The following is a 12,314-nucleotide window of genomic DNA, read 5'->3' as shown; positions in this document are numbered from 1 at the left end:
GTATCCCTACTTATAGCTTGTGTTGGATACTAACTAATTCTGTGAATCTTCCATTGCTTTTTCTAAAAGACTAAAAAAAACGTGATCTTCTATCATTTCAAAGCTTTCATTTGTGTTAAGGAGAACCAATATTTTATTTTTAGAATCAATGAACATCGGGTAGCTTGTATTGAGTGAAATTGTCATTCGGTAATCGTAATCAATAGTTTTTATGGCTGTTTTTTTGAATGTTACCTGTTGAAAAGACTGTATCAATTCTTGCTGTGTTTCTTTTGATATTTTCATTTCAGAAAAGATATCTTCTGTATCTGTATCTATACGATGTAGCGTAACAGTGGAATTTTCCACATGAAAATTAGCATTTTCTAATAGATCAATAGCAGAATAGCGTTGATCTTTCCATGTAATAAGCATACCACTAACAATTACTGCTAAGAGTAAAGATAAGCCTATTTTAAATTTTTTCATATTACTCCTCTTTCTCAGTATCTATAACTTGACAAAAAAATATTTTTATGCTAAAATTTACTTTTAAATAAATATTATATATAATAGGATTCTCCTGGCCAGGGGAATCCTATTTTTTTGTTAAGGAGTGTTGGTATGAATCAACAGAAATCTAGTATCACTTCATTAGTTGCTGCCTTTAGTAGAGCCTACCATAGCCAATTTGATACGCCGAAAATTTTTGATGATTATTTAGCCAAGGAATTGATTTCACAAGAAGAATATCAAAATATTCAAGCTAATCTGATACAAGGCATTGCATTTTTTAATAAAGATATCGCTACAAAGTTTAAAGACGATTCAAAGGAATTAATAAAATGGATTACACAGGTTCAACTCTCACCGACTCCTTTGGCACGTGCTGCTTATTGTGAAAGGGTCTTGCATAGCGAAATACAGCTTGGTGTCGAGCAATATGTCATCTTAGGTGCTGGCTTTGATACTTTTCCATATCGTCAGCAACAAGGACAAACCATGCTGGAAATTTTTGAGGTGGATTATCCCACAACACAGACATCCAAAATAAAAAGATTACAGGAAGCTTCTCTCCCCCTCTTGAATCATCTGCATTTTGTACCAATGGATTTTACAAAGCAATTTCAATCTCAATTATTTTCAGAGCAAGGCTTTCAATCTAAAAAAACATTTTTTAGTCTGTTAGGTGTGTCCTATTATTTAACAAAAGATGAATTAGCAAGTTTACTCAATCATCTATTTGCCTTAGTTCCATCAGGTAGTTCCATTGTCTTGGATTATGGTGATGAAACACTCTTCACGGAAAAAGGACTCTCCAATAGAGTAGAAAACATGGTCAAAATGGCCGCAGTTGGTGGTGAACCAATGAAATCATGCTATGCTTATGAGGACATGGAGAGGATGCTAGATCGATTAGGTTTGCTTATATATGAACATCTATCTCCTACAGCGATTCAAGAGCTGTATTTTCAAAATCGAACAGATTACTTATGTGCTTTTGAAACTATCCATTACATGCATATTGTTAAAAAATAGGTCCACCCCATTCAATTTTATAAAATTCTAAATTTTCTTTTTATTACCCAGGCAATTAACTATTTCAATATAGAGAATTAGTATACTATAGTAGTGTAAAGCTAATTAGCCTTACACCTCCTAGATTTGTTACTAGGGTCACTGTTAACGCTGTGACCCGCTTATAATGATTGACAAACACCTAAAGGATTCCCATCAGGGTCATAGAAGGTAAAAAATTTGGTGTCCCCTTCTCCTTCTAAAGCCTCGACTTGAACATGATGATCCACTAGAAATAAATAGGTCTCTTCAATATTTTGAGAAAGGAAGTTCACATATTTCCCCACACCAAAGTGATTGTCTGGAAAATGACATGGCTGATGCTCCTTAGCTTTTACTAAGCAAATGACCGTGGGGGATTGTTCAGTGATTTTCATAACTGCTGCGCCCTCTTCTATATATTGAAGCTTAAATCCGAGTATTTCCTCATACCATTTAGCCGATAATTTAGGATCTTTTATTGGAATAAAAATGGCCTCTACACCTTTAAATAAGGATTGTTTCATTTTTCTTACCTCCATTTCACAGTTTGTTTTCTCATTTTATTCTCCTTCAAAAAGATTCATTGAGATTGTCATTATTGATTATTTTGCCTGTCTTTTGCTTATCCTTAATAGTATCCGAAATGTCTTCTTTTCCTAGAGGAGGTGTCCACCATTAAACACAAGGTATCATTCATCCTATTGCTGTCAGTACTTCTTTTACTAGGTGGATGCTGGAATAAGCGGGAGTTAAACGAACTAGCTATTGTTACGGCTGTTGGTGTGGATAAATCGGACGAGCAATTCGAAATTTCTGTTCAGATTGTTAATCCAAGTCAAGTGGCTTCGAACAAAGCATCTGGCATTCAAGTCCCTGTTTTTACCTACCATGCAAAAGGTAAATCATTATTTGATGCCATTCGAAAATTAACAGCGCTAACACCTAGAAAGCCTTATTATGCGCATGCCCAAATTATTATTATTGGTGAAGAAATGGCTGAGGAAGGTATGAATAGCATTTTAGATTTATTTCAAAGAGACCCAGAAGGACGAAGTGATTTTAACTTTATTGTTTCTCATGATTCGACTGCACAAGAAATATTAAGTGTTTTAACCCCTTTAGAGGATGTGCCTGCTAGCAAAATGTTTAAATCATTAAAGGTTTCTGAAGCAGTATGGGGCACTACAGAATCTGTTATTCTTGATGATTTAATTCAATCGTTAGGCAGTATTGATCATAGTGCCGTCTTACCCTCTATTCATATATACGGTGATGCGGATGCTGGAGATTTTAGCTCGAATATAGAAAAAATGGATAGCCCTGCACAATTAAAATATGGTGGACTGGCTATTTTTAAAAATTATAAGCTCATCGGCTATTTAACAGAACAAGAAAGCAGAGACTATAATTTTTTAAATAATAATATAAAAAGTACATTTGAAATTATTGCTTGTCCTGAAGAAGGGAAAATCTCAACAGAAATTATTAATTCTTCTACTAAAATGACGGGTCATTTTCAAAATGATGTACCCTCGATTTCCATCAAACTTGATATTGAGCAAAACGTTGCAGAGATAAGTTGTCCATTGGATTTAACAAAATCAAAAACCATCGATGCTTTAAATAAAGAAACGAGCAGACAAATCAAAGAGCGATTAGAACGTACACTTCAAACAATTCAACAAACCTATCAAGCCGATTTATTAAAATTTAGTAATGTACTACACCGAGAGGACTATCAAGCATGGAATCGAATTAAAAAGAACTGGCTGACCCTCTATCCAGATCTTGAAGTTCAAATTGAAGTCGATGTGCATACAAAAGGAATAGGAACTGCAACAAAATTAAAACTTGACTAATTCATAAAAATGACCAGTACTCTTTTAAGGAGTACTGGTCATTTTAATTAACGTACCGCTTCAAACGTTATGAGTGACGTTTCTTCAGTTGGTTGTTGAAGGAACTTATAATTCGCAGAACAAGTTATTGCAGAGAAGCCCACACTTTGTAATAAAAGCTTAAATTCTTCAATCCCATACCAGCGTAATAAAAACTTTTGCAGTTCCGTATCACTTAATGTGCCTTGTTGCCACTTCTCATATTTTAAAACCATCAGCGTATATTGCTCCACCCAATTCATGGCAATCGATTTTCTTTCAAGGGCAATTCCTTCATCTTGTGAAATTTGATGGTAAGATGTCGTAATTTCTCCTGTTTTCCAGTCTGTAGGAAGTAATAAATCTACTAGGAGTCTCCCACCAGGGACAAGGTGCTGATACATAGAGGTTAAAGCTGATAGTGCTTCTTGATGATTTTCAATTAAACAAAATGAGCCTGTAGGCATAACAATGGCTTCGTATTGTTGACCTAAGGTGAATTGGCAAACATTCCCTTCATACAGCACTGGCGTCAATCCTCGTTCTTGGCATCTTTTTCGACAGGATGCTAGCATTTCTGGGGAATGATCAATTCCCTCTATATCAAAGCCTTTTTCCATAAAAGGAATATAGAAACGTCCAGAACCAACCCCTGCTTCTAGAATCTTCCCCTTTACACCTTGCAGTCGTTCTAGATAATATTCAATATCTCCACCAAGCGAGTATCCAACTGGTTTCGTAAAATCATAAAGTGCTGTGCTTAACGGTCCGTAATTTTTGTACATATATTCTCCTCCGATTGTTTGCGGAAGAAATCAACTAATCTATTTATTCTCCCGCACCTTTATTATATTCAATGGGAAAACAGAGCTGACTATCATCATCTATCACTCACTTTCTTGTAAATTTAGTTAAATTATACATTTATTTATTGTTTTAATCAATGTTTCTATTGATTTCCTATACATTACAATTTAATGTACAAATTAGCACAAATTATCAAAAAACCCTTCCCATTAAACGGTACCATTGAGTTAAGAAAGGATGATGGTATGGATTATTTTGAAAGAATTCAAAACGCCATAGAGTTTATTGAGAAAAACCTACATGAAAAGTTAACGATTACAGATATTTCTTCTCAGTCTTACTTTTCAGCATTTCATTTCCAACGACTTTTCCAAGCCATTACAGGTTTTTCTGTGCAGCAGTATATTCGCAACAGGAGACTTTCTGAAGCAGCTTCCTTATTAGCAACAACAAAGCAGAATATACTTGAGATTGCAATCAACTTTCAATATGGTTCTCAGGAGGCATTTACACGGGCATTTGTTCAGTATTTTGGTGTCACACCTGCTAAATACCGAAAAGGAGCCAACTCCATACCATTTCAAACCAAAATAAACTTTTTGGATTATAAACTGGAAGGAGAGCTCCCTATGCAGCGACCGGAAATACTTCACTTATCTAAAAAACGTATTACAGGCTATGAATACAAAACGTCCTTACAAGACGAACAGTACTATGCAGAAATCCCTGGCTTTTATTTGGATTTTGGTCAGCAGCAATATTATGAGCGAATTTCCCATAAAGTAGCCCCTAATATGGCGTATGGCATTTCTACAAACTTTCAGGAGAATGGTCAATTTTCCTTTATTGTAGGAGAGGAAGTCGAAACATTTGAGGAGCGATTAGAGATAGGCTTCACCCAACTTGAAATTCCTGCTGGTAAATATGCGGAGTTTACATTGAATAGCACTACGGAAGGAATTCAAAATACAAGACGTTTCATTTACGGAGTATGGTTGCCGAATTCTAATTATGAGCGCGATACGGGTCCTGATTTTGAAATAACCGATGTCATGCAATCGATCTATCCACAGGAGATGAAAATGAAAATCTACATTCCCATTAAAGAATAATAAAGGAGCAAGGTCGATGATTATTGAGAAAGTATTTAAGCAGTTCCCTACCCTACATTCAGCTACTTTACAATTTAAAAAAATTGAAGACTCACATATACAAGAGTTATTTGCTATTTATGATAATGACAAGGTATTTGAGTATTGTGGCATCATCCCAAAACATAACCTTCAAACTGTTCAAAAAATGATTGGCCATTTTGAACGTGATTATACGAAGAAAAGCAGGATTAAATGGGGGATCTTCGAAATATCACAGCGTGAAAAACTAGTAGGGATTATCGAAGCGATGGACTTTAATCAAAAAGTAGATATGGTAACAATCGGTTACTATTTAGCTGAAGCATCCTGGGGAAAAGGCATTGCATCAGAGGCAGTTGCAACAATCGTAAAATTTTTATTGGAAGAGGTAAATGTTAATCGAATACAGGCAGAAGTCATGCCTTTAAATGAACCCTCGAAAAAGGTTTTGTCAAAAAATGGATTTTCAAAAGAAGGTCTTTTGAGACAAGCTTCATTATGGTCTGGTAAGGGTGTTGTTGATTTAGAGATATACGGCTTATTGAAAGGCGATTACAATTTGAAAGACTAAACTCTACTAATGAGTTTAGTCTTTTCTTATATTGTACAGATAAATGGACATTTTACCATCTCCTAAAGGGCTCTTTAACATAGACTAGAAATAGATGACTCATGCTAGCATGACATTGTAATCATAAAGGAGCGTTTTAGAAATGGATGGAAACAGATATTTAACACGAATGAATTGGGAATTTAACAATTATCATAAATTTTCTAAATGCTATTGTGAATCAAAGAATGTTTACTTTGGTCACTCTCCCAGCGTAGAGCATCCTATTATTGAGGAAGATTCTTATAAAATAAAATATTATAATAGTCCCCAATTTGAAAAAAAATATCAGAAACAAAATCAAATTGAAAAGCATTGTCAAAGCTGTATTTGTAGTCACTTAGAATGTTTTGAACCAGGGACTTTAGTAGATGTATACCTTTCAGATGGCAGCCAATTTCTAGGAATATACTTTATTTATCTTATTCCGCACAGCTGCTGCGGGTACTTCCTTCAAATCGATGATATGGCACGGCCTGTCATTATGGACTGTCAAAACATTGATGCAATACGTAAAACTTGTTGAGGTAGTTGATACTTTGGCTTTTCTCTTTTTATTATTAAAATAGGCTGGTTAATTGCTATACAAGCACAACCAGCCATTCGACTACCCCTCGTTTATCCATTGAATTAGTTGTTCATTAAAAAATACAGGCTCTTCAAACATTGGATTATGACCACTTTTTTCAAAAATGACTTTCTTTACATGGGGAATATGATCTACTGCATCCCATAATGAAATAGGGGCTACTAAATAATCATACCTGCCTAGACCTAAAAAAATTGGCTTATTAACTTGTAGCATTTGTTGTAAAAGGTTCTGCTCCGCAAAAGCTACTCCCCATAGATAATCAATAATTTCCATATTCGGATGAACGTTAACCCACATAGAGGTAGCATTGAACATAAAATCATAAAAACTATGCGCCCCCATACGAATACACATATGAACAAAGCGTCGTTCAGGCTCCTTCTTTAGATCCTGCTCCAATAAGGCTATTTCGTGCGCAAATTGATGATTACGCTCCATACTTGCATGTGCCTCAAAATAAGATAAGCTTTGTTGCTGTCTTTTTTGACTATTCGATGTTGCTGTATTTAAGAGTACGAGTTTTTGAACATGCTGGGGATACGCTTTGGCATACGCCATTGCCATAAATGCATGTCCTGAATGTCCTAACACTATTAAATTATCTAGCTGTAGGATTTGTCTCGCATACTCCATATCCTTCACTATTTTGTCCAATGTATAATCTTCTTGCGTAAATGCTTGAGCTGGCTTACCAAAACCTCGATGATCTAAAAAAATCACCTGGAAATGTTGATAAAAGTCTTCTGAGAACAGACGTGGATAATAAACACTACTCCCCACCACTAAAATTGGTTGGCCTTGCCCCTTTATACAATAGTTTAATTCAAATCCATCACACATAAGTTTTTGATATGTCATTATCTTCATCCTCTTTTCTATTTTTGTATCATCACTCCCTTCCCTCTTGATTTTCCCGTGTTTTTTCCATTGAACGCTCTAGCATTCTATCACCCCAGTAGATGTTATTATTTACATTAACAATAGCATTCCCATAGATTCCTAGCAATGAAGGATCGTGTATACTGAATAAAAGGAGAATGTCTATGAGGGAAGATCTAATAAAGCGTTTGCGGTTATTTTTATTTAATGAGAAGCATCAAACGTTAGTGGGTAAACCTGCAAGTCAAAGGGAAATCATAGAGGCACAGCAACAACTTCATGTACAATTTCACAGCGACTATGTAGCGTTCATTGAAACGTTTGGTGGGGCATATGCAGGTATAGCAATCCATGCTTTTTCTAACGGCTCAAGTCTAGGAAACGAAACCGTTGTCAATTTAACACTGGATTTCCGTCAACAATATAAAGAGTTCCTATCTCCAAATGTTTTAGAAACGAGCTATGTTATTTCAATGGATGGTGGGGGTAATCCCATTTTCATCGATCCATCAGGCCATGTTTTTATTTGCGATCATGATTGTGGAGAAATTAAGCGAATAGCTGATTCATTTGAGTTGCTGATAGAAGATTGTTTTTATGAATGGTAAGTTACTTATAGTAAAGAAGAGGTTAAATATAATGGACAAACAATTAGAACACATACTTACATTAAGAAAAAACGGACAGCTTGAGGAAGCAAATCAATGTATGGTGGCACTGGTCAAGGAACAGCCTCAAAATGCTTATTATCAATTTCAATGTGCTTGGACATTTGATTCTTTAGGGCAGGAAAAAGAGGCTGTTCCGCACTACGAAGAAGCGATAAAGTTGGGGCTAGAAGCAGAAGTTTTAGTGGATGCCTATCTTGGTTTAGGAAGCACCTATCGGACTATAGGACAATACGAGCAAGCAAAACGGATCTTTGAACAAGCCATTCAAGAGTTCCCCAAGGCTGAGCAAATCAAGGTCTTCTATGCCATGACACTCTATAATCTTGGCGAACATGCAAAATCAATGGAAACATTATTGAACACGATATTACGCACAGCCAATCATCAAGGCATTCAAGATTATAAAAAAGCTATTCACTACTACAGTGATAAGCTAGATCAAACATGGTTATAAAAAACAGGCCCTATTTAGAGCCTGTTTTTAGCATTATTATATGGAAGTTTGCTTTTTGAATGTAGAAGATAACGCCATAATCAAGAATGTAAGTATACCGCTAAAGAAAAATAAATAGCTCAATGGAATTAAAAAGAAGTTTTTCTCCACTATCGTACCATCTGCTAGTATCTCATCTCCTATAAGGCCTTTTATAAATAAACATACGATCCCCATGATCATCGGAATTGTGGCAAGTAAATATTTCCCCATTATTTCTTCCTCCATTTGTTAAATCCTTGTTGTAATTGATGATAGCGTTATTTTTATTGCAAGTCAATTATTTTTTATCGAAAAACAATAAATAGTTATTGATTAACACTCCCACCTAAAAGAACAAACGTTCCCTCCTCTTTTAATTTCTTGTACGTGATTTATTATGTTTTTTGAGTAAATTTTGTGCGAGTTAGTATAAATAATTATATAAATTAATGTCGGATAATCTGTTATATTGGGCTATAAAAAACAGCTACTTTATTAAAAGTAACCGTTTTTCCATAAAATCATATTGATTGAGAAGCTTGTTGTATGAGGGCAGCGACCATTTTATCCATCTGAGCAAAGCGATCATCCTGCGTTTGTCCTTGAACATAGCGATAATAGATTTGCTGACAAATAACGGCTAATTTAAAATAAGCAAATGTACAGTAATAATGAATAGCTGACACATCTCGCCCACTTTTCTCTGCATAACGATCAATAAATTGCTGTCGGGTATAAAAGCCTGGTAATACAGTTACTGGTGGTTCACCAAGTGCATATAATAGCATTTTCGGGTCATCCGCTTGCATCCAATAACTCATTGCTACACCAACATCAGCAAGTGGGTCCCCTACTGTTGCCATCTCCCAATCAAAAAGGCCAATCATTTCGGTATAGTCCTCGGAGAACATTGCATTATTCAATTTATAATCGTAATGAATAATGGTTGCCTCATGATTGGACGGAAGATTGTTTTTTAACCACTCTGTTAACATCGCTACTTCTGCATGTTCTGCTGTTTTCGCATTTTCATAACGCTCAATCCAGCCATATACTTGTCTTTCAAGAAATCCGTCAGGCTTCACGATATCCTTTAGCGGAGTGTCCTGATAAGGAATAGCATGTAATGCAACTAAAGAATCAACCATCAGTTCGGACAATTGACGTGCTAGCTCCTCTGTTGGTTCTGTGCCTTTTGGAAAATGTGTATCAAGGACGATTCCTTTTTTGCGCTCCATTAAAAAGAAATCACTCCCGATAATGTCTCGATCCTCTACATAGACATATGGTTTTGGAACCGATGGTAAAAATGGATGCAGTGCCGATAAAATCGTAAATTCCCGCTTCATATCATGCGCTTTTTTGGCAACTGGTCCAAGCGGAGGACGACGTAGAACAGCTTCAAAATCAGCTATTTTTAAACAATACGTCAAATTGGAATGCCCTGCACTAAATTGTGCTATTTCAAGCTTCCCCTGTGGAAGCTCAGTGAAATAACTCTCTAAAAAGGCATGTAGTTTATCAACATCCAAACGTTCACTTGACCTTACTTGCATCGTATCCATTCTATCTCCCTCCTTAAATAATGGAGCTCATGCCCCCATCTACTACAATGACATCCCCAGTTACATAGTCCGAAGCTGGTGCTGCTAAAAATAAAGCTACGCCCTTCAAATCATTTTCGGAGCCTAAGCGTTTCAACGGTGTAACACCCATCAAATAGTCTTGTCCACGTTCGATTAAGACATTGGACATTTTCGTAGGAAAAAAACCTGGTGCAATAGCGTTGACATTGACTCCATGTGGCCCCCATTTGACGGCTAAATCCTTCGTTAAAGTAATGACAGCCCCTTTACTCGCGTTATAGGCAATCGTATCCATAAAGGCTGGTAGCGTCCCACCTAGTCCAGCAATAGAAGCAATATTAATGATTTTGCCGCTTTTCTGCTCTAGCATAATTTTGCCAACGGCTTGGCTGAATAAAAATGTCCCGTTGACATTGACATCAAATACTTTTTGCCAGGCTTCGTAGGGCATATCAATGGCAGGTGTTCCCCATGATGCGCCACTGTTATTGACTAAAATATCAATTCTACCAAATGTTGTAATCGTTTGGGCTACCACATTGGCAATATCCTCAGGCTTTGTGACATCACAGGCTAGAGCTAATGCTTGAACACCAAGCTTTTCGAGCTCAGCGGCAACCTCCTCACATGCCTCCACCTTTCGTGAGCATAAGACCACATTGGCTCCAGCCTCTGCAAATCCTTGAGCAATTTGCGCACCGAGTCCACGTCCTCCACCTGTCACAATCGCTGTTTTACCTTTTAAGCTAAATAACTCTAGGACCGTCATTTCACCAGCTCCTCTTGTTTGTTGGCATGCTTTTTCAATTCTAGTTTAGCAATGGTATTACGATGCACCTCATCTGGTCCATCCGCTAAACGTAATGTACGAGAATTAGCCCATTGTGCAGCAAGCGTAGTATCGGGACCTACCCCAGCAGCACCAAATGCTTGGATAGCTCGATCAATGACTCTGAGTGCCATATTTGGAGCAACTACCTTAATCATAGCAATTTCAGCTTTTGCCTCTTTGTTGCCTACTGTGTCCATCATATAAGCAGCCTTCAATGTTAAAAGTCTTGCTTGCTCAATATCCATCCGAGATTCTGCAATGCGCTCCCGCATTACCCCTTGATCTGCTAGTGGTCGATGAAATGCCTGCCGCGCTTGTACACGCACACACATTTCCTCTAATGCACGCTCTGCGGCACCAATAAGACGCATACAATGATGAATTCTACCTGGTCCTAGTCTGCCTTGCGCAATGGCAAAGCCTTTACCTTCACCCCATAAAATATTTTCCACCGGTACACGCACATTGGTAAATGTAACCTCACCATGTCCTTCTGGCGCATGGTCGTAGCCAAAAGCCGTTAGCATACGCTCCACTTTTACTCCTGGTGTATCCATCGGTACAAGAATCATAGACTGCTGCTCATGGATAGGAGCCGTTGTATCTTTATGCTTGCCCATAAAAATAGCCACCCTACAGCGAGGATCCCCAGCACCAGTTGTCCACCATTTATGGCCATTTAAAATGTATTCATCTCCATCGCGTTCAATGCTTGCCTCAATATTTGTAGCATCACTGGATGCAACGGCTGGCTCCGTCATCGCAAAGCAGGACCGTATTTCACCTCGTAATAATGGTTCTAGCCACTGTTTTTTTTGCTGTGCCGTTCCATAGCGTACAAGTACTTCCATATTGCCTGTGTCAGGTGCATTACAGTTAAACACCTCGGGGGCCAGAAGTGAACGGCCCATGATTTCACATAAAGGTGCATATTCTAAGTTGGTTAAACCTGCCCCATATTCACTATCTGGTAAAAATAAATTCCACAAACCTGCCTGTTGCGCCTTCTGCTTCAGCTCCTCCATAATCGGTGGAATCGCTCCCCAACGATCCTCCATTGCCTCAACCTGTGCAGCATAAACGGCCTCATTTGGATAAATGTATTGCGCCATAAAATTCGTCAGCTTGTCCTGTAACTTCTCAACTTTTTCACTATAGGAAAAATTCATTAGAAGATACCCCCTTTGCTTGAACTTCGCAAAATGAATGAATGTTCATTTTCATTCTTACAATAAATGTTACCGCTATTTTTCTAGTAAAGCAATGTTCTATTTTTGAATTTTCTAATAAAAGAGAAAATTCATTACTATGGA

15 protein-coding genes are annotated in these 12,314 nt (G+C 37.2%); 7 read left to right on the top strand and 8 right to left on the bottom strand.

Features of this window, described 5'->3' with window-relative positions; all coding sequences use genetic code 11:
- Positions 1-33: 33 nt before the first annotated feature.
- Positions 34-468: a hypothetical protein gene (locus QH639_RS15400; RefSeq protein WP_237898119.1), complete on the bottom strand. Its 435-nt coding sequence runs from the start codon at positions 466-468 to the stop codon at positions 34-36.
- A 135-nt stretch (positions 469-603) separates the two neighbouring features.
- On the opposite strand from QH639_RS15400, the gene QH639_RS15395 reads away from it, so the two are divergent.
- Complete coding sequence (locus QH639_RS15395) at positions 604-1,518, top strand: class I SAM-dependent methyltransferase (RefSeq protein WP_131520059.1); 915 nt, start codon at positions 604-606, stop codon at positions 1,516-1,518.
- Between the two features lie 161 nt (positions 1,519-1,679).
- Here the strand turns inward: QH639_RS15395 and QH639_RS15390 are convergent, their stop codons facing one another.
- Complete coding sequence (locus QH639_RS15390; RefSeq protein WP_131520058.1) at positions 1,680-2,063, bottom strand: VOC family protein; 384 nt, start codon at positions 2,061-2,063, stop codon at positions 1,680-1,682.
- Between the two features lie 141 nt (positions 2,064-2,204).
- On the opposite strand from QH639_RS15390, the gene QH639_RS15385 reads away from it, so the two are divergent.
- Positions 2,205-3,398 carry a Ger(x)C family spore germination protein gene (locus tag QH639_RS15385; protein ID WP_131520057.1) on the top strand — a complete coding sequence of 398 codons (1,194 nt, stop codon included), beginning with the start codon at positions 2,205-2,207 and terminating at the stop codon, positions 3,396-3,398.
- A 47-nt stretch (positions 3,399-3,445) separates the two neighbouring features.
- On the opposite strand, the gene QH639_RS15380 is transcribed toward QH639_RS15385, so the two are convergent.
- Positions 3,446-4,201 carry a class I SAM-dependent methyltransferase gene (locus QH639_RS15380; RefSeq protein ID WP_131520056.1) on the bottom strand — a complete coding sequence of 252 codons (756 nt, stop codon included), beginning with the start codon at positions 4,199-4,201 and terminating at the stop codon, positions 3,446-3,448.
- A 267-nt stretch (positions 4,202-4,468) separates the two neighbouring features.
- Here QH639_RS15380 and QH639_RS15375 point away from each other — a divergent pair, with 267 nt between their 5' ends.
- From QH639_RS15375 to QH639_RS15365, 3 genes are all read left to right on the top strand, one after another.
- On the top strand, positions 4,469-5,335 hold the full coding sequence (locus QH639_RS15375; RefSeq protein WP_259419590.1) for an AraC family transcriptional regulator: 867 nt from the start codon (positions 4,469-4,471) through the stop codon (positions 5,333-5,335).
- A 16-nt stretch (positions 5,336-5,351) separates the two neighbouring features.
- Positions 5,352-5,927, top strand: coding sequence for a GNAT family N-acetyltransferase (locus QH639_RS15370; protein ID WP_281114796.1), 576 nt, complete (start codon positions 5,352-5,354; stop codon positions 5,925-5,927).
- 142 nt (positions 5,928-6,069) lie between these two features.
- Entirely contained in the window at positions 6,070-6,492 is a 423-nt protein-coding gene (locus tag QH639_RS15365) for a hypothetical protein (RefSeq protein ID WP_131520053.1), read from the top strand.
- An 81-nt stretch (positions 6,493-6,573) separates the two neighbouring features.
- Here QH639_RS15365 and QH639_RS15360 read toward each other — a convergent pair whose 3' ends face one another.
- Complete coding sequence (locus QH639_RS15360) at positions 6,574-7,416, bottom strand: alpha/beta fold hydrolase (RefSeq protein WP_281114795.1); 843 nt, start codon at positions 7,414-7,416, stop codon at positions 6,574-6,576.
- Positions 7,417-7,601: 185 nt separating this feature from the next.
- Here QH639_RS15360 and QH639_RS15355 point away from each other — a divergent pair, with 185 nt between their 5' ends.
- Together QH639_RS15355 and QH639_RS15350 are read left to right on the top strand one after the other, a co-directional pair.
- Positions 7,602-8,045: an SMI1/KNR4 family protein gene (locus tag QH639_RS15355; RefSeq protein WP_237898124.1), complete on the top strand. Its 444-nt coding sequence runs from the start codon at positions 7,602-7,604 to the stop codon at positions 8,043-8,045.
- 31 nt (positions 8,046-8,076) lie between these two features.
- Positions 8,077-8,562, top strand: a complete 486-nt coding sequence (locus QH639_RS15350; RefSeq protein WP_131520050.1) for a tetratricopeptide repeat protein — start codon at positions 8,077-8,079, stop codon at positions 8,560-8,562.
- Positions 8,563-8,598: 36 nt separating this feature from the next.
- On the opposite strand, the gene QH639_RS15345 is transcribed toward QH639_RS15350, so the two are convergent.
- The 4 genes from QH639_RS15345 to QH639_RS15330 form a co-directional block, all read right to left on the bottom strand.
- The gene (locus tag QH639_RS15345) at positions 8,599-8,814 is read right to left on the bottom strand and encodes a DUF3955 domain-containing protein (RefSeq protein ID WP_048392534.1); all 216 of its coding nucleotides are present in this window, start codon (positions 8,812-8,814) and stop codon (positions 8,599-8,601) included.
- A 290-nt stretch (positions 8,815-9,104) separates the two neighbouring features.
- Positions 9,105-10,148, bottom strand: coding sequence for a phosphotransferase family protein (locus QH639_RS15340; protein ID WP_237898125.1), 1,044 nt, complete (start codon positions 10,146-10,148; stop codon positions 9,105-9,107).
- A 13-nt stretch (positions 10,149-10,161) separates the two neighbouring features.
- Complete coding sequence (locus QH639_RS15335; protein WP_131520049.1) at positions 10,162-10,938, bottom strand: SDR family oxidoreductase; 777 nt, start codon at positions 10,936-10,938, stop codon at positions 10,162-10,164.
- Complete coding sequence (locus QH639_RS15330) at positions 10,935-12,170, bottom strand: acyl-CoA dehydrogenase family protein (protein ID WP_131520048.1); 1,236 nt, start codon at positions 12,168-12,170, stop codon at positions 10,935-10,937. Before QH639_RS15330 ends, QH639_RS15335 begins: the two co-directional genes overlap by 4 nt.
- Between the last annotated feature and the right edge of the window lie 144 nt (positions 12,171-12,314).

The sequence above is a fragment of the Lysinibacillus sp. 1 U-2021 genome, assembly GCF_029916965.1.
Taxonomy (GTDB): Bacteria; Bacillota; Bacilli; order Bacillales_A; family Planococcaceae; genus Lysinibacillus; species Lysinibacillus capsici.
The sequence above is the reverse complement of the archived record's forward strand: the minus strand, read 5'-3'. Positions and strand labels throughout refer to the sequence as shown.